13 protein-coding genes are annotated in these 17622 nt (G+C 64.2%); 11 read left to right on the top strand and 2 right to left on the bottom strand.

The genetic code is table 11. From position 1 onward, the window contains the following. Positions 1 to 57: 57 nt before the first annotated feature. A complete protein-coding gene (locus tag RQX22_RS10480; protein ID WP_315726216.1) occupies positions 58 to 2946 on the bottom strand; it encodes a M14 family zinc carboxypeptidase in 2889 nt (962 codons plus the stop codon). A gap of 335 nt (positions 2947 to 3281) precedes the next feature. Between RQX22_RS10480 and RQX22_RS10475 the strand changes: the two genes are divergently transcribed. The 11 genes from RQX22_RS10475 (at position 3282) to RQX22_RS10425 (ending at position 16591) form a co-directional block, all read left to right on the top strand. Further along, on the top strand, positions 3282 to 4679 hold the full coding sequence (locus tag RQX22_RS10475; RefSeq protein WP_315726214.1) for an efflux transporter outer membrane subunit: 1398 nt from the start codon (positions 3282 to 3284) through the stop codon (positions 4677 to 4679). Continuing rightward, positions 4676 to 6031 (top strand): efflux RND transporter periplasmic adaptor subunit, encoded by a 1356-nt coding sequence (locus RQX22_RS10470; protein ID WP_315726212.1) that lies wholly within the window; start codon positions 4676 to 4678, stop codon positions 6029 to 6031. The genes RQX22_RS10475 and RQX22_RS10470 overlap by 4 nt, the downstream gene beginning before the upstream one ends. Beyond that, entirely contained in the window at positions 6028 to 6726 is a 699-nt protein-coding gene (locus RQX22_RS10465; protein WP_315726210.1) for an ABC transporter ATP-binding protein, read from the top strand. The genes RQX22_RS10470 and RQX22_RS10465 overlap by 4 nt, the downstream gene beginning before the upstream one ends. Next, complete coding sequence (locus RQX22_RS10460) at positions 6726 to 7934, top strand: ABC transporter permease (protein ID WP_315726303.1); 1209 nt, start codon at positions 6726 to 6728, stop codon at positions 7932 to 7934. Before RQX22_RS10465 ends, RQX22_RS10460 begins: the two co-directional genes overlap by 1 nt. Positions 7935 to 8073: 139 nt before the next feature. After that, entirely contained in the window at positions 8074 to 8427 is a 354-nt protein-coding gene (locus tag RQX22_RS10455) for an RcnB family protein (protein ID WP_315726208.1), read from the top strand. A gap of 59 nt (positions 8428 to 8486) precedes the next feature. After that, a complete protein-coding gene (locus RQX22_RS10450) occupies positions 8487 to 9206 on the top strand; it encodes a response regulator (protein WP_315726205.1) in 720 nt (239 codons plus the stop codon). Between the two features lie 8 nt (positions 9207 to 9214). Next, complete coding sequence (locus RQX22_RS10445) at positions 9215 to 10552, top strand: sensor histidine kinase (protein WP_315726203.1); 1338 nt, start codon at positions 9215 to 9217, stop codon at positions 10550 to 10552. A gap of 76 nt (positions 10553 to 10628) precedes the next feature. Next, positions 10629 to 11108 (top strand): RrF2 family transcriptional regulator, encoded by a 480-nt coding sequence (locus RQX22_RS10440; protein WP_315726201.1) that lies wholly within the window; start codon positions 10629 to 10631, stop codon positions 11106 to 11108. Between the two features lie 436 nt (positions 11109 to 11544). Further along, positions 11545 to 13254, top strand: coding sequence for a ShlB/FhaC/HecB family hemolysin secretion/activation protein (locus tag RQX22_RS10435; protein ID WP_315726199.1), 1710 nt, complete (start codon positions 11545 to 11547; stop codon positions 13252 to 13254). A 53-nt stretch (positions 13255 to 13307) separates the two neighbouring features. Then, the gene (locus RQX22_RS10430) at positions 13308 to 15833 is read left to right on the top strand and encodes a two-partner secretion domain-containing protein (RefSeq protein ID WP_315726197.1); all 2526 of its coding nucleotides are present in this window, start codon (positions 13308 to 13310) and stop codon (positions 15831 to 15833) included. A gap of 14 nt (positions 15834 to 15847) precedes the next feature. Next, positions 15848 to 16591 (top strand): L,D-transpeptidase, encoded by a 744-nt coding sequence (locus tag RQX22_RS10425; protein ID WP_315726195.1) that lies wholly within the window; start codon positions 15848 to 15850, stop codon positions 16589 to 16591. Between the two features lie 16 nt (positions 16592 to 16607). On the opposite strand, the gene RQX22_RS10420 is transcribed toward RQX22_RS10425, so the two are convergent. Beyond that, complete coding sequence (locus tag RQX22_RS10420; RefSeq protein WP_315726193.1) at positions 16608 to 17537, bottom strand: M48 family metalloprotease; 930 nt, start codon at positions 17535 to 17537, stop codon at positions 16608 to 16610. Between the last annotated feature and the right edge of the window lie 85 nt (positions 17538 to 17622).

The raw sequence follows: 17622 nt of genomic DNA, 5'->3' as shown, positions 1-17622 counted from the left end.
GCCCCTCGCACGGACGGGCACGGAAGGCCGAGGCCGCCGGATCTCCGGTGGGTCCGGTCAGTTCTTGCCCGCCTCCACTGGCGGCGCGCCCACGTCCAATCGGTCCCAGTTGATGATGGCGTTGAAGCCCAGGAAATAGCTGCCCTGAGTCTGCCACCGCCAGAAGGGGCGCAGCGCATAGAGCACCATATGTCCCTTGCCCCGCGGCACGTCGACCACCAGCGCCTTGCTGGCCAGCGCCTCGCCGCCGCTCAGCATGCCGCTCAGCAATATCGTCTCGGCTTTTTCCGGGAAGCGCATGATCGTGCGCGGCTTCTGCGTGGCCTCCCGGCCGCCGCGGCCGCCGAATGATGAAAGGCCCTCGGGGGGCGGGGGTGCCGATATGATGTCGCCGTCCCGCCAGGGCGTGATCTTCACCGGCACCGCATTGGGCGTGATGTTCTGGACGAGGTCGCGGCCGGGCTGGACGGGTGCGACGCGGCCGACTGTCAGGACCGGCGCCTGGGAGAAATAGATCGGCATCTCCTCGCCACGATAGCCATAGGTGAGCGGGCTCGCCTTGTCGGCGAAGACGCCCCGCATGATCGCGCCCTTCGTATAGAGATCGGGCGGCGTCGAAACACTGAGCCCCTGCGCGATGCCATAGGTGGCGAGGGCCTCGACCGTGGTTCCGTCGCCGATCAGGGTGCCGCCTTCCTCGACGAACCGCTTGAGCTCGGCCATGCCGTCGGTGCCCAGGCCGCCGCGTATGTCGTCGGCCGAATCGAGCGTGCCGAGGTTCGGCGTCAGATCGGTTTTCTTATAGGGTATCGGCTCCGGACCGTCCTTGGGAACGCCGTTTACCGCATCGGCTACGCCGCCGCCGACGGTCGGATAGATGATCACGTCATATTTCTGGCGAAGCCCGCCCTCGCGCGCCTTGATGTCCGCGAAATAGGTATAAGGCACGTCATAATGGTCGAGCGCCGCGCGCCACCAGCCCTCGTCCTGCGTCCGAAGCCAGGAATGCATATAGCCGATGCGCGGCACGGTCAGCGGGTGAGACTTGACCTTGGGCATTCTCGGTACCGCCTGGCCGGAAAGCCCGAGCTGGGCGACGACCCGCTCGACCAGCGCCCGATCGGCATCGGGGATGATGAAGGTGCCGGCCGCATATTTGCGGCCTCCGGCCTGGAATGCCTCCTGGGCCGCCATCATCGGCACGTCCTTCAGACGAAAGCGGAAACTCATCAGCGCATTGTCGCCATTATGGTCGACCAGGATGGTGGTTCCGGAACCGGTGATCATTCCCCTTGGAGCGATCTCTCCGGACAGCCTTGTCATGGTCTGGTTCAGGATAGCGGGATCGCGCACCATCTTAAGATCGACATTGCGCATGTATTGGAGCGTCCAGCCGGTGTCGTCATAGGGACGCGGATTGCCCGTGGGATAGGTCTGGACGCTGGTATACATGTCGACCAGGGTCCGGAAAGGCTGATCGGCGCGGATGACATAGTCGCCTGCCGCGACCTGGACTCCTCCGGCTGCGAAGGCCTGGTCCGCGATGCTGACCTCGACGCCCTGCCGGATGAGAGCGTTCAGCATGTCGACGGCGTTGAGCCGGGCCGTCTGGGCCGCCGGCACCACCCAGGCATTGACCTCCCCCTGCGCCTTGCCCTTTTCCACCGCCCTTTTGTTCTTCAGCCAGTAATTTTCGAGATAGAGGGCCCGGTCCTCCGCGACCTTGTTGAGGGCGATCAGCAGGGCGGATTGCTGGATATTGACGTTGTTACGCGGTCCCCAGGCGATCGAGGGGAGCGGCGGATTGGGGCGGTACCATTCGCGGCTGGTGGTGGTCGGGGGAAGCTTCAGCTCGGGCCGGGGGTCGGGGCCGTAGCTCTGCACTTCGTAGAAGCGGCCGAACGCATTGTGGGTCATGGCGATCCAGAACATGTAGTTCGGGACCCAGCCGTCATAGAAGCCGTAGGTCCAGACGCCAGGTACCCCGCGCTTCGTCATTTCCATGACTTCGGTCTGCGCCAGCAGCCACCATTCCTGCGACGCCAGCGGATCGAGCGAGACGTTGTAAGGGCCGCTCCCCGTCGAAGCGTAGAGATAGGATTGGGCCTCGTGCAGGTCGTGGAGCACCGTGGGATGCCACTCGAGCAAGGTCTTGGTGACATGCTGGGTCAGTTTCAGAAACTGGCCGAGCCCGTCGCGATTATTATCGTGCGCGACATATTTGCCCCAATACATCAGCGGCGGCTTCGGCTTGCCCGTCTCCTTGCCGTAATAATAAGTGTCGACCATCCGTTCGCGCCCGTCCACCTCCAGCACCGGCGTGATGAAGGTGATGATGTTGTCGCGGATGTTCCGGATGAAGGGCGTCTCCTCGACGGCCAGCCGATAGGCGGTTTCGATCAAGGTTTCGGGCCCGCCGGTTTCGGAGGAATGTATCCCGCTCGTCACCCAGTAGATCGGCTTGGCCGTCCTGATGATCTCTCGCGCCTGTGCATCGGTGGTGCGTCGCGGGTCGGTAAGGGCGGCGAGATCCCCCTTATATTTGTCCAGATTGCTTAGCGTGGCCTCATCGGCGATGACCAGAACCACGATGTCGCGGCCTTCCTCGGTCTCGCCGATCTTCAAGTAGCGGACGCGCGGCGATGTGCGGGCAAGCTCCTGATAGTAACGGTGGATGTCCTTTGCATAGGTCAGCTCCTTCGGCGTGCCGGGAATGCGTCCGAAGAATTTAAGCGGCGACGGGACGGTGTCGGAGGCCGGAAGATGATCGACCAGCTCGGTCGAAATCCGCTTGTCCATCAGATGCTGGCTGATGAGCTTTCCATATTCCTCGTCGTTCCGCTGCGGGGCGGCATCGGCCGCCGGCTGCGCGACGGCCGGACCGTTCGCCGCCGGGATCGCAACGGCCAAAGCGAGAGCGACCATGGCGGCCGGACGCATTTTCATATCTTCTTCCCCAGATTCGATCTTTTCCCGTTAGGATAAAATTTTCAACACATTGTCCAGCCGTCCTGATGTCGCTCCGCCTGGCCGCGGAACCGGGCCTCGGCCTCGGGATCATGAAATCCGGACGCCATCAGGACAGGGAATGGGGGGGCGGATCGATGTCCGGGCACAAGCGTTCGGCGCGCGAAGGAATTGCAGACGCGCGTTCGCACCATCCGCAATTGATACAATTTGCGACAATTTTCCCGGGCCAGAACACAATTGTGGGACAGGCCGCCGCCATTTCACTCTTCCGCCGACCCGAACCCCTCGCACCGGAGAGCAGGACAGCCGGAATGAAGAAATGGATGCTCCTTCTGGCCATGCCGCTGTCCGCCTGTGCGACGGTCGGGCCCAATTATGTGGCGCCCGCTCCGGCCGAACTGGAAGTGCCCGCCTCCTATCATGGCGACTCCGCCGATCCCCAGGCGCCGGAAGCGCTGGTGCGCTGGTGGGAGCGGTTCGGCGATCCCATACTCGATCGGCTCGTCGCACGGGGGATCAGCGACAATCTCGACTTGGCAATTGCCACTGCGCGGCTGCGGCAGGCTCGTGAGGCTTTGGTCCAGGCCCGCGCGGGACGGACGCCAAGCGTCGTCGCTTCGGGCGGCGCCGGGCAGAGCCTCGACACGGATGGCGACCGCGGCACCAATCTCTCGCTGGGCGTCGACGCGGCCTGGGAAGCCGATCTTTTTGGCGGCGTGACCCGCAGCGTCGAAGCGGCGCGCGCGGACGAACAAAGTGTCGCCTTCGATCTCGCCTCGGTCCAGGTTGCCATCGTCGCCGAGATCGCCACCAATTATATCGACGCGCGCCTGGCGCAGCAGCGGCTCCAGATCGCGCGGGACACGCTCGCCATTGCCGACGACAATCTGGAAATCGCCGGCTGGCGCGTCCAGGCAGGGCTGGTTTCCTCTCTCGATGCCGAACAGGCGCGGGCCGCGCGGGCCCAGACCGCGGCTTCGATCCCGACATTGGAAGCCGCCTTTGCCAGCGCCACCTATCGCCTGTCGGTGCTGACCGGCGATGCGCCGGGCGCGCTCACCACCGCTTTGATGCAGCCGCAGCCGATACCGACGCCACCACAGGACATTGCCGTCGGTATTCCGGCCGATACGCTTCGTCAGCGCCCGGACGTTCGATCCGCCGAGCGGAGGCTCGCCGCTGCGACCGCCCGTATCGGCGTGGCCCAGGCGGCGCTTCTGCCCGAGCTTCGGCTGAGCGGGAATATCGGGACCTCTGCACTCGGTCTGGGAACCCTCTTCGATGCCGTCACCGGCAATATCTTCGCCGGCCTGAGCCAGGTCCTGTTCGACGGCGGTCGTCTGCGTTCGCAGGTCCGGTCGCAGCAAGCCGCGACCGAGGCGGCGCTCGCCACCTATCGTCAGGCCGTGCTCACCAGCCTCGAAGATGTCGAAAACGGGCTCGTCACGCTGCAAGCCGCGCGCGAACGGCAAGGCCAATTCGCGATCGCGCTCGATGCCGCGAACAACAGCGCGATCCTCGCGCGAAGCCAATATCGCGCCGGTCTCAGCGATTTCCAGATCCTGCTCGAAGCCGAGCGAACATTGCTGTCGGCCCGCGAAGGACTGATGGCTAGCATGGCCGACCAGGCATTCGGCACGGTCCAGCTCTACCGGGCCCTGGGCGGCGGCTGGGCGCCTTATGATCCTTCAAGCGGGACAGCGACATGAACGACATGACGACAAAGACGGTCACCGGTGGCCCTGCCGACTCGGGTCCCGATCTCGACGAATTCCTCGGTGTCTCGCCCGCAAGGCCGGGCCGGCGCCGGGCCTTTCTGGCCCTGGGCGCGCTCGTTGTGGGGGTCATTCTCTATTTTCTGTTCCAGCAGTTCGGAGGTGCCGCCGAGGCCGCTTATGCGACGGAGCAGGTGCGGCGCGGCTCGCTCACGGTCACCGTGTCGGCCACGGGAAATCTGCAGCCGACCAACCAGGTCGATGTCGGTTCCGAGCAATCGGGTCTGATCACGAATGTCTATGTGGAGAATAATGATCAGGTGGTGCGCGGCCAGCCGCTTGCCCGGCTCGATACTGCCCGCCTGATCGACACGATCCGTCAGAATGAGGCGTCGGTGGCGGCCGCGCAGGCCCAGGTCGCGCAGGCCAATGCGACCCAGGTCCAGGCACGCGCCAACCTTGCCCGCCTGGAGCAGGTTCATCGCCTGTCCGGCGGCAAGGTGCCTTCCATGGTGGAACTGGAATCCGGCCGTGCCGAAAGCCAGCGCGCGGTGGCCGCCGTTCGCGCTGCGCAGGCGCAAGTGACTCAAGCGCGCGCCGTGCTGGCGACATCGCAGACCAACCTCAGCAAGGCGACCATCTATTCGCCCGTCACCGGAGTGGTGCTGTCGCGCCAGGTCGATCCCGGCCAGACCGTGGCCGCATCCTTCTCCGCGCCGGTCCTGTTCGTCATCGCCGAGGATCTGAGCCAGATGAAGCTGGAGGTGAAGGTCGACGAAGCCGATGTGGGCCAGGTGAAAGCGGGTCAGCGCGCCACCTTCGCGGTCGATGCCTATCCGGGGCGGGTCTTCCCGGCGCAGATCCTTCGCGTCGATGTCGGCGCCAATGCTTCCGATGGTGCGGCCTCGACCTCCGGCACCGCCGCCGCGGGCAATGTCGTCGCCTATACCGCGGATCTGAGTGTGCAGAATCCCGAGCTCATCCTTCGCCCGGGCATGACGGCGACCGCCGACATCCAGACGGCGCAGGCCCGCAACCAGTTGCTTGTGCCGAACGCCGCTTTGCGTTTCTCGCCGGAGCGTGAAGCGCGTGGCGGCAATGGCAAAGGCGGCGGCGTTACCGACGTGCTGCTGCCCCGCCGCGGCTTCGGCGGCAATCGGCCCGAACGGCAGGTCGGCATCGGCCGCGGCAGCCAGCAGCGAATCTACGTGCTCGGCGAGAATGGCGAGCCGAGGGCGATCCAGGTCACCACCGGCGCCACCGACGGCAGCCGGACGGTCGTGAGCGGAAAGGACCTGGCACCCGGCATGAAGGTGATTACCGGCCGTCTGGCGGCGCCCGAATGAGCGAGCCCATCATCCGGTTGCGTGGTGTCACGAAGACGTTCGGCAGCGGCCCGGCCGCCTTCCAGGCGCTCAAGGGCGTCGATCTCGACATCGCGCGCGGGGATTTCGTTGCGGTCATGGGGCCTTCGGGTTCCGGCAAGTCGACGACGATGAACATCCTGGGCTGCCTGGACGTGCCGACCAGCGGTGAATTCCTGTTCAAGAATGTGCATGTGGAGCGGCTCGACCGCGATCAAAGAGCCTTGCTCCGCCGCCGCTATCTCGGCTTCGTCTTCCAGGGCTTCAACCTGCTCGCCCGCACCAATGCGCTCGAAAATGTCGAACTGCCCCTTCTCTATCGCGGCGAGGACAAGGCCAGTCGCCACGATGCCGGCATGGCCGCGCTCGACAAGGTGGGCCTCGCCGACTGGTGGAACCATAGTCCGGCCGAACTGTCGGGCGGGCAGCAGCAGCGTGTCGCCATCGCGCGGGCGATCGTCACCAATCCCGATGTCCTGCTCGCGGACGAACCGACCGGCAATCTCGACAGCCAGCGGTCCATCGAGATCATGGAGCTGCTGACCGATCTCAACCGGAAGGCGGGCATCACCGTGGTCATGGTCACACACGAACCGGACATGGCCGAATTCGCCCGCAACATCATCCACTTCAAGGACGGACTGGTCGAGCGGACGGATGTGAAGGAGCAGGCATGATCATCGGCACCACGATCGTCCTCGCCTTCCGCGAAATCAGGCGGCATTTGCTCCGTTCGTTCCTGACGACGCTCGGCATCGTCATCGGCGTGTCGGCCGTGGTCACCATGGTGACGCTCGGCAATGGCGCCACCAAGGCCGTGTCCGATCAGATTTCCAGCCTCGGTTCCAACATCCTGACGGTCAGGCCGGGCCAGGGCTTCGGCCGCGGCGGCGGCGGGCCGCGGCCCCCGGATTTCGATCTGGAGGACGTGGCCGCGATCCGGGAACAGACGGCAGGCGTGACAGCGGTGGCGGGGCAGGTGCAGACCTCGACCACGGCGGTCCGCAACGCAGCCAATTGGGACACCAGCATCAACGGGACGACCAGCGACTATCTGGTCGCGCAGCAATGGCAGCTTTCGGCCGGCCGGACCTTCACTCCGGCCGAGGAACAGGCCGGCCGGGCCGTCTGCATCATCGGCAATACGGTGCGGCAGAATCTGTTCCGGGGGGAGGAAGCGGTCGGCGAACGCTTTCGTCTCGGCACGGTCAGCTGCGACGTGATCGGCACGCTTGCGGCGCGCGGCCAGGGCGGTTTCGGCAACGACCAGGACGATATCGTGATCATGCCGCTCCGCACCGTGCAGCGGCGCTTCACCGGCGATACGGATGTCGGCAACATCATGGTCTCCGTGGACGCCGCCTACGAAACGGCGACGGTGCAGCGCTCGATCGAGGGGCTGCTTCGCGAGCGGCGTGGCATCCAGCCGGGCGAAGAGGATAATTTCCGCATCACCGACACGCAGCAGATCGCCCAGACATTGTCTGGAACCACGCGCATCCTCACCACCGTGATGGGCGCGGTGGCGGCGGTCAGTTTGCTAGTCGGCGGCATCGGCATCATGAACATCATGCTCGTCTCAGTGACCGAGCGGACCCGGGAGATCGGCATCCGCCTCGCCATAGGGGCCGTCGCCCGCGAGGTGCTGCTGCAATTCCTCGTCGAGGCGATCGTGCTGGCCTGCCTGGGTGGATTCATCGGACTGGTGCTCGCCTTCGCCGCCACGGTCATTCTCGCGCCCATCATCCAGGTGCCGTTCCTGTTCGATCCGCAAATCAACCTCGTCGCCTTCGCCTTTTCGGCGCTGATCGGGATCGTGTTCGGCTATTTTCCGGCCCGTCGCGCCGCGGCGCTCAACCCGATCGACGCCCTGAGACACGAATGAGGGCGGCGTGGAAGAAGCGGCGGACGAGCCGATGATACAGATTGCGACCAATTTGCCGGTGGTCCGACAAAAACATGGGACAGGCAGGCTCCATCTGGGTCTCAACGCCGATCACGGCGTTTTGAAAAGGAGACACGAAATGAAGAAGCTCATCCTCGCAGCCGCCGCCGCTTCGGTCGCCGCCATCCCCGCCGTCCCGGCCGCAGCCGCGCCGTTCGGTCACAATGATCGCGGCCGGTACGAGCAGGTCCGGCACAATGATGACGGCCAGCGCACCATGAAGAGCAGCTATCGGCAGAGCCACCGTTGGAGCAAGGGCCAGAGGTTCGACCGGCGTTATGCCCGCAGCTACCGGATGATCGACAATCCGAGGGCCTACCGGCTCCGCGACGCGCCGCGCGGCTATCGCTGGGTTCGGTCCGACAATGATGCGGTGCTGGTGGCGATCACCAGCGGCATCGTCGGCGCTGTCCTTGCCAACATGTTCAACTAAGGCTGGAGGTTCCGGGGCGAAAGTTCCGGAGCCTTCGTCTCACGCAACAGGAATGAAGAATGGCAAGCGAGCCCCATATCCTTCTGGTCGATGACGAACGCGACATCAGGGATCCGCTCGCTTCCTATCTCGGCCGCAGCGGCTTTCGGGTCACCAAGGCCGAAAATGCCGCGACGGCCCGACAGATTCTCGCCGCCCACGCCATCGACCTCATCCTCCTCGATATCATGATGCCGGGTGAAGACGGGCTTTCCCTGGCCGGTTACGTCCGCGCCACCAGTCCGACCCCCATCATCCTGCTGACCGCCAGGGCCGAAGAGACGGATCGGATCGTGGGACTGGAACTCGGCGCCGACGATTATGTGACGAAGCCGTTCAGTCCGCGCGAGCTGGAGGCCAGGATCAAGGCGGTGCTGCGCCGGACGGGCGGACAGGGTACGATGGTCCATGCGCCGGATGCCGACGGCTATGCGTTCGGCCCCTGGGTCCTGAAGACCGGCGAGCGCGAACTGGTCGGCGGCGACGGCATCGCCGTTCCCTTGTCGACCGGCGAATATAATCTGCTGCTCGCCTTCGTTACACATCCCAAGAGGGTGCTGACCCGCGACCAGTTGCTCGACCTCAGCCAGGGACGAGAGCTTGCCGCCTTCGAACGCAGCGTCGACAATCATATCAGCCGGCTGCGCAAGAAGATCGAGGCCGACCCCTCCGATCCCAAGCTGATCAAGACCGTCTGGGGCGGAGGGTATATGTTCGCGCCTGAGGTAAGGCGCCTGTGAGGCGGTTCATGCCCAAGAGCCTCGCCGGCCAGATGGCGCTCCTGCTGGGGCTGGCCTTGCTCGTCGCCCAGATCGTCAATTTCGCACTGATCCTCAACGAGCGGCAGAAGCTCACCCTTGCCCAGACCCAGGGCCCGGCGATCAACCGCTTCGTGACCGTCGCGACGGATCTGAGGCAGGCGCCTGCCGAGTTTCGCGACGCCGTTATCGAGGACAATAGCCGGCGCGGCGCGCGCTTCGCGATCGCAGGTGCAAGCGCCGTGCCGGTGCAGGCGCAACGCCATCCCCAGATCGAGGCACGGCTGACCCAGGCCCTGGCGACGGCGGGCATCAGGGCCGGAGAGGCGCGGGCAACGGAAGTGACGGAGCGCCGGAGACCACGGTCCGGCACGGGCAAGGCGGAAGAGCATCGCATCCTCATCCTGTCGGCGCGGCTCGACTCCAATGCATGGCTGAACGGCCGCCTCGTCATTCCTCGCCCCGATCCCTTTCTCACGCTCAGGCTCGCGGCCGCCACCTTGCTCCTCTATCTGATCGTGCTCGGGGCATCTTCGCTGATCGCGATCCGGATCGCGCGGCCGTTGCGCGATCTGGCCCGCGCCGCCGAACGCTTCGGCGGCCGTGGCACGCCTGCTCTGGTGGAGCCGCGCGGCTCGGCCGACCTCCGCCGCGCGCTCGAAGCCTTCAACGCCATGAACCGCCGTGTCGTCGCCTTGCTGGACGAAAAGGACCGGATGCTCGGCGCGATCGGCCATGATCTGCGGACGCCCTTGGCCTCGCTTCGCATTCGCGTCGAAAGCATCGAACCGGAAAGTGAAAGACAGCGCATGGGCGAGATCATCGACGAGATGGCGACGATGCTGGAGGATATATTGGTGCTCGCCAGATCGGGACGGTCCCGTGAAGAGGAACGGGTAATGGACGTCACTGCCCTGGTCGACGCATTGGTCGAGGAATATCGGGAGATGGGGCATGATGTGACGCTGGCGACGAGCGCGCGAGAGGTGCTGAAGGTCCAGCCCAACCTCCTGCGCCGCGCCATACGAAACCTCATCGACAACGGCCTCAAATATGGCGAATCGGTCAGCATCTCGGTACGGCGCGACGGTGAATCGGTCGGGATCGAGGTGCTGGATAACGGTGCAGGCATCCCCCCCGAGCAGCTCGAGCATGTGCTCGAACCCTTCTATCGCGTCGAGGAATCGCGCAACCGCGCCACCGGCGGGACGGGGCTGGGCCTGTCGATTGCCAGGGCCGTCGCCGAAAATCACGGCGGGACGCTCAGCCTGGACAACGCTCCGGGGGCCGGGCTTCGGGCCACCCTGAAGCTCGGCCCGACCGGCTGAACCGGCCGGAACATCTTGGCGCCGTTGTAGATTTTCGCAGATTGCAAAGGGCATCGGCAAGGTTCATTAGCGGCCCATGCTTTCTCAACGGACGCGGTATACAATCCGGGCGCTCCTCCACCTGGCCGACAGATATGGCGAGGGGCCGGTCCAGCTTGGGGAGATCGCCAAAGCGCAGAATATTCCCCCGAAATTCCTCACGGTGATGCTGTCCCAGATGAGCCGCCAGGGCTTTGTCGGCAGCAGGCGCGGGCGCGACGGCGGCTATTGGCTCGCCAAGAAGCCGGACGAGATCAGCTATGGCGAGATCGTCCGTTTGACCCGCGGCTCGCTCGGTCTGCTCCCTTGCGTCAGCCGGCTCGCTTATGAACAATGTACCAATTGCGTGAGCGAGGACAAATGCCGGCTGCATCGTGTGATGATGCGGGTGCGCGACGAAACCGCCCGCATCCTCGACGGCCTGACGCTTGCCGATGCCGTGCCGGAGGGGCCGCTTGCGGACACGGAGGGGGAAGCCGAAAGCCTCGATGCCCCGACCGGATATTTGGCCAGCTAGGGTCTGGTTCTCGAGCATCCTGTGGCGTGATCGCGGGACCGCTTCCGACATCGATCGGACGCCAAGAGACATGTTGCCCACCCACTGTTCGACGTTGAGACATGAACAGTTGAGTAAACATTGGTTTAATTTTCGCTGACGCAATTATGACGGTGATTAATTCCTGGGAGCGTAGAAAAACAACTGGAAATTTAATTGATGATTGTTGTAACTATGACCGCCTGATCATTTACATAATGATATTGCAGGCGCTGGGAATATGTGTCGGACATTTCCGAACAATTTAATAAATTAACCTCTTGTTAACAAATTTCTCTTAAACAAGGTTCATCAGGACGCGGCTTTCCCGGCAGCGTCGCTCAAGGAAGCGCCTGGCGCTCTTGGCGCATCGCCAACAGCCATCCACCGGCCCGATTGCGAACTTTCCCCGCTGCGGGTGGAAGACGGCAAGCTCTCCTCCGCAGCGACGTTCGAGGTAGCCATGCTAAAATTGAGACTGATGACGCTCGCCCTGTTGGGGGCGAGTCAAGCCGCCTTTGCGCAGCAACCCCCAGGAGCTGGAGGACAGCTCCAGCAAATCCCCCCGCCGCCGACGCTGGAAAAAGCAGCACCCGACATGGAAGTCGAACGGCAGCCGCTGACGCCGCCCGTCGACTCCGGAGCCCGCGTGGCGGTCCAGTCGCTAGACGTGACGGGCCAGACTTTGTTCTCGGAAGCGGAACTGGTTGCGGCGAGTGGCTTCGAAGCCGGCAGCATGCTCAATCTTTCCGAACTTCGCCAACATGCCGCCAAGATCGCTGCCTTCTACAATGATCGCGGCTATTTCCTCGCCCAAGCCTATCTGCCCGCCCAGGACGCGAGCGACGGCGCGGTCACGATCGCGGTGATCGAAGGCCGTTATGGCAAGATCGACCTGCGCAACGGCACCAACCTATCGGAACGGGTCGCCCGCAATCGTCTCCGCGGCCTGGACAGCAACGAAATCGTGGCGACGTCGCCGCTCGAACGGCGTCTTCTCCTGCTGTCCGACGTGCCCGGCGTGCGGGTCAAATCGACTCTCTCGCCCGGGGCCGCCATCGGCACATCCGACCTCGTCGTGGATCTTGAGCCAGGCCGCAGAGTGACCGGCAATATCGAGGCCGACAATGCAGGCAATCGCTACACCGGCGCCTATCGGCTTGGCGGAACCGTCAATATCAACAATCCCACCGGGCTTGGCGATCTCGTCAGTCTGCGTCTGCTCGCGTCCACTGGCGGCCTCGCTTATGGCCGTGCCGCCTATCAAGCGCCGGTCGGCAACGCCACTTTGGGGCTGGCTTATACCCACATGCGCTATGAACTGGGTCGCGAGTTCGAGGGGCTGGACGCGCACGGCACCGCCGACATCGTCAGCATCTTCGCCTCTTACCCTCTGATCCGTTCGCGCGGAGCCAATCTTTATGCTTTGGCCAGCGCCGAGGCCAAGCAGCTGGAAGACAGGATCGATCTTGTCTCGGGGCGATCCAACAAGGAAAGCCGCGCGCTGTCACTGGGGTTTAGCGGCGATCTCCGCGACTCCGTTTTGGGCGGCGGGTGGAACAGCGTCTCCGCCAACCTGACCTTTGGCGATCTCGACATCGAAAGCCCAGCAGAGCGCGCTATCGACGCGCTGACCGCTCGCAGCCAAGGCGGCTTCGCCAAATTGCAGTTCACCGCCGCCCGACTGCAAACGCTGGTTGGACCACTTTCGCTTTATGGCGCCGTGCGCGGCCAGCTCGCGTTCGACAATCTCGACAGTTCCGAGAAAATGGAATTGGGCGGGGCCTATGGAGTCCGCGCCTATCCGGAAGGGGAAGCCTATGGCGACCAGGGCTATATCGCCACGCTGGAAGCTCGGCTGCTCCTTGATAGGTGGACGGGCAAGCTTCCCGGCCAGCTTCAGCTGATCGGCTTCGTAGACGTAGGCGAAGTTGATTATGCCCACGACCCCTGGTTCGCAGGTGCCAACCATTCCAAACGGAGTGGGTTCGGCGCTGGCCTCACCTGGTTCGGACCCCAGGATATCATCCTTCGCGGCACCTACGCGCATAAACTGGGAAGTGCGCAGGCCACCTCGGCTCCCGATCGCTCGGGCCGCTTCTGGTTCCAGATCGTGAAGCTGTTCTGATGGCAGGCACTACCTTCGCGCAACGCCTAGTTCCGACACAAAGGACCAAGTTCATGATCGACAACCAACGCGCCGTCGTCGGCGCCTCCATCCTCGCCCCTAAGGCATCGCTGGTCGGATCGACCGCCCTCACCGGCTTTGCTTGCCTCGCCCTGGCGGGTCTTGCGGCTGTCCTGCCGATGGGGTCCGTGGCGCAGGCACAGGCCCTGCCCACCGGTGGTTCGGTCTCGGCCGGAAATGCCACCATCTCCGCCGGCACGAACCATGTCACCGTGAATCAGTCGAGCCAGAATGCCGCGATCAATTGGCAGAGCTTTTCCATCGGCGCGGACCAAAGCGTGGTCTTCAATCAGCCCAGCAGCAGTTCGATCGCGCTCAACCGCGTGCTTGGCGCCGACGGTTCGGTCATTCTCGGCAGTCTCTCGGCCAACGGCAAGGTCTTTCTGATCAATCCCAATGGCGTGCTTTTCGGGCACGGTGCTCAGGTCAATGTCGGGGCTTTGGTAGCGTCGACGCTCGGCCTCTCCGACGCGGACTTCCTGGCGGGCAAATATAGCTTTTCCGGTAGCGGGACCGGTGCGGTGCTCAACCAGGGCACGATCAATGCCGATGGCGGCTATGTCGCCTTGCTCGGCGCTAACGTCAGCAATGACGGCCTGATCCAGGCGAATATGGGTGTCGTGGCGCTGGCTGCCGGCGAAGCGATCACGCTCGATGTCGCCGGGGACGGTCTGCTCAACGTGGCCGTCGACAAGGGCGCCATCAACGCGCTCGTCCGAAATGGCGGCCTGCTTCGGGCCAATGGCGGGCAGGTCGTCATGACGGCGCAGGCCGCCGGCGCGCTGCTCAGGACAGTGGTCAACAATACCGGCATCATCGAGGCCCAGACGCTGGAGAATGTCGACGGCGTCATCATGCTGCTTGGCGACATGCAGGGGGGGACCATGAATGTGGCGGGCACGCTGGACGCCAGCGCCCCGGATGGCGGGGACGGCGGCTTCATCGAAACCTCCGCCGCCAATGTCTACATCGCCGACGAGGTGGAAATTACCACGGCTGCGCCGTTCGGCGAGACCGGGACATGGCTGATCGATCCTGCAGATTTCATCATTGCCGCCACCGGTGGGAATATTTCCGGCGCCGTGCTTTCGGATCAACTCGTAACCAACAATGTGCTGATCAGTACATTGCCAGCGTCTGGCGACGCTCCGGGCGGCGAAGGCGATATCTATGTAAACGACGCGATAGCATGGACGGCGTCGGGTACGCCTACCACGCTCACGCTCGAAGCATTCGGCGACGTCCACATCAATATGCCGATCACGGCCACCAAAGGAAATATTGTCGTGTGCTGCGGCGGCGACATCAATGTCGATGCCGCGCTGACGACCACCCGCGGCTCCATCTTGCTGAATGCCGGCCAGAATGTGAACGTGCGCCACGCCATTACGACCACGGACGGCAATATCGCATTGTGCGCCGGCCACGATATCCACATCGATGCCGCCGTCACGCTGACCAGGGGAACCACGATTCCAGCGCGCAGCCTCGGCTTGCCGGTCGGCCTCACCCTGATCGCAGGTGCCGACGGTTCCGGGCCGGGCATCGACGGCGGCACCATCATTTTCGCTCCGCTCGCGCCTCCCGTGACCGTGACTGTCGCGCCGGTCACGATCAACTACAACCCGGTCTCCTATGCTGCACCCACGGACTTCTCCACCGAGTTCGTCCTGACAGAGGGCGCGACTTTGACGCAGCGCATGTTGCTCTTTCCCGATGGCGACAAGGTCTTCGACGGCACGAACGCCACGGTCCTTACCGGGTTCAACACGACCGACCAGTCGGGGCAGCCGGTCGATGTCACCTTGGTGGCCGGTCCGGGCGCAACGGCGACATTCGACGACGCGGCTGTCGGTGGAGGTATCGGCATTACCTATGACGGTTATAGCCTGAGTGGCCCCGCCGCCGACGATTATGCCCTGGCTGGATCCTGCTGCGTATCGGGCTTCAGGACGACGGGTAACATTGCCGCCGCGCCTCCTCCTCCGCCTCCCCCGCCCGGGCCACCGCCGCCACCGTCACCGCCCCCACCGCCGCCGCCTCCCCCGCCGGGACCAACACCTCCGCCTCCTCCGCCTCCGCCGCCTCCGCCGCCTCCTCCGCCGCCTCCGCCGCCGGGGCCTCCCCCTCCTGCGCCTCCACCACCTCCCGGTCCGCCCCCGCCTCCTCCACCACCGCCGGTGGTAGCGCCTCCGATCGTACCGCCCGTGGTCGTGCCTCCCGTGATCGTACCGCCGGGGACGACGCCCCCCTTGGCGTCGGCGCCGCTGGCCCCACCTCCGATTTCGCTCGCGCCGACGCCGGTCGGAGCGGCCAATGACTTGCCGGTCACGCTGGTCGGCGGAGGTGTGAAAATGCCGACGGTCCAGCTTGCGCAGGTCGAAGAAGAGCGGGAATTGCCAGCCATAGAACGGGCGGCCAGTGACATAGGGGAAAGCGCCTTCCTGCCGAGCGCGCCGAAACCCGCGCCCGTGACTCCGATCGTGCCTGTCTATCCGCGCAAGCAGGCTCGTCATTAGGTCGGATCAAGCCAATGATCATGCCCAGGTCCCGGGCGGTGGCCCTGTCCTCCGGTCCGAAGAGAAGTGGTGCAGGACGCTTCCTGCCGAGAATCCGGAAGGCGATCGGTCTGGTCCTGTTCGCTGCGTCCTTCGTGCCGGCCCACGCTGTCTCAGCCCAGCATCGCACCGGGACAGTCGATGGGAAGGCGCGGCAGGAACGGCATGTCGATTCATCGCTGATGGATGCTTCTGCAGACGTTCGCGAAGTCGCGGCTTGGATCCTCAGGGCGGGCGACAATCAGGGTCTCCCTTATGTGATCATCGACAAGGTGGGTGCGAAGGTCTTCCTGTTCGACGGCCAGGGCCGGGCTCGCGGCTCCGCCCCCGCTCTTCTCGGTCTCGCTCTTGGCGACGAAAGCGTTCCTGGGATCGGCGATCGGCGGCTGGCGACGATCAGCGCCAAGGAGCGGACGACGCCGGCGGGTCGCTTCATGTCGTCGCTGGGTCACGATTTCGAGCAGGACATTCTGTGGGTGGATTACGCCTCGTCCCTCTCCCTTCACCGGGTCATTGCGGGGCATCCCAAGGAGCGCAGACACCAGAGGCTGGTGTCGGCAACGCCGCTCGACAACCGCATCTCCTATGGCTGCATCAACGTTCCCGCCGAATTCTACGACAAGGTCGTCATCCCTGCTTTCACCGGAACTATGGGTGTCGTCTACATCCTTCCAGAAACGAGATCGGTCAGGCAGGCATTTGCGATCCCAGCCGATTGACGTGCCCGGTTCATGCTCATCCCCCCGCTTGGTGCCGCGGCACGGATCCTTCCGCAGCCGCAATGGCCGCTTCCAGCAACTCGACCCGACGATCGAGCTGAGGATGGGTCCCGCCGGTCTGGGCCGGATCGATCGCAGTCATCAGGCTCCGGAGGAAGCTGCCGGCTTCCTTGAGGTCGTAACCTGCCTCCTTCGCTATTCCCACGGCGAGCCGATCTGCTTCTTCTTCCATTTCTCTCATCGTTGCGGATCCGTCGCTCGACGGAAGGAGGAGCTGGCCCTCGAGGTGGGGCGAAGCGAGCCGATGGTGGTGATGGAGAAAGTTGTGCGCCATTTCGTGCGCGATAACCAAAGCAAGATCGTCCTCCACCCGGCAATATTCGAGAATGCCTGCGCTGACGACGACGGCTTCGCCGCTGGCCCACGCATTTGCCGCCGCCGCCGGGACGAGTTCGACATTGGCGGGACATCCGAGCTCGGCCGTCCACCGCAGGTCTTTCACGCGTCCCGATCTTGATATCCGAATAGTCGCCGGACCCTTGTCCATTTCCTCGGTCAGGATTTGCTGGGCCCGTGCCACGGTCGCTCGGCTAGGTATTCGAGACGGCGCGGCCGCGACGGGCAAATCCCGCCCGTTCACCGATACCAACCCGTCCCTGGCCATCAAGCCAGCTTTCGCGGCGGGGCTTCCCGCGACGACCGCCATCACCCCGACTTGGCTGCCGAGGTTGAAGCTGCGGGCGGCTTCCGCCCGGTTGGCAATTCCATATTGATCGATTCCGTGAAGGACGAACCCCAGCTGGCTCGATAGCGAACCTGGACAACGGAATCCGTTGGCGACGGATAATGTGTAGCTGATGCTGGCCACCCTCAGGTCCTGGTCGCGAAGCTGCTCGAACCTGTCCTGAGCTCCAGCCGAAGCGGCGCAGCAGCTTCCAAGCAACACCGACAAGGATATCGAGAGGATCCGGTGAAGGCGTCGGCGACGCGGCAGTGCCGGGAATGAGCGATTCGGCCAGGACATCGATCGT

Source organism: Sphingosinicella rhizophila (assembly GCF_032378825.1).
Lineage (GTDB): Bacteria > Pseudomonadota > Alphaproteobacteria > Sphingomonadales > Sphingomonadaceae > Allosphingosinicella > Allosphingosinicella rhizophila.
Note: the sequence above shows the minus strand (reverse complement) of the source record. Positions and strands in the feature narration are given on the sequence as shown.

Excerpts from the sequence above, each read along its gene's own strand:
- RQX22_RS10430 (WP_315726197.1), top strand. The coding sequence starts at position 13,308 with ATGATCGACAACCAACGCGCCGTCGTCGGCGCCTCCATCCTCGCCCCT.
- RQX22_RS10440 (WP_315726201.1), top strand. The coding sequence starts at position 10,629 with ATGCTTTCTCAACGGACGCGGTATACAATCCGGGCGCTCCTCCACCTG.
- RQX22_RS10470 (WP_315726212.1), top strand. The coding sequence starts at position 4,676 with ATGAACGACATGACGACAAAGACGGTCACCGGTGGCCCTGCCGACTCG.
- RQX22_RS10425 (WP_315726195.1), top strand. The coding sequence starts at position 15,848 with ATGATCATGCCCAGGTCCCGGGCGGTGGCCCTGTCCTCCGGTCCGAAG.
- RQX22_RS10455 (WP_315726208.1), top strand. The coding sequence starts at position 8,074 with ATGAAGAAGCTCATCCTCGCAGCCGCCGCCGCTTCGGTCGCCGCCATC.
- RQX22_RS10480 (WP_315726216.1), bottom strand. The coding sequence starts at position 2,946 with ATGAAAATGCGTCCGGCCGCCATGGTCGCTCTCGCTTTGGCCGTTGCG.
- RQX22_RS10445 (WP_315726203.1), top strand. The coding sequence starts at position 9,215 with ATGCCCAAGAGCCTCGCCGGCCAGATGGCGCTCCTGCTGGGGCTGGCC.
- RQX22_RS10450 (WP_315726205.1), top strand. The coding sequence starts at position 8,487 with ATGGCAAGCGAGCCCCATATCCTTCTGGTCGATGACGAACGCGACATC.
- RQX22_RS10465 (WP_315726210.1), top strand. The coding sequence starts at position 6,028 with ATGAGCGAGCCCATCATCCGGTTGCGTGGTGTCACGAAGACGTTCGGC.
- RQX22_RS10475 (WP_315726214.1), top strand. The coding sequence starts at position 3,282 with ATGAAGAAATGGATGCTCCTTCTGGCCATGCCGCTGTCCGCCTGTGCG.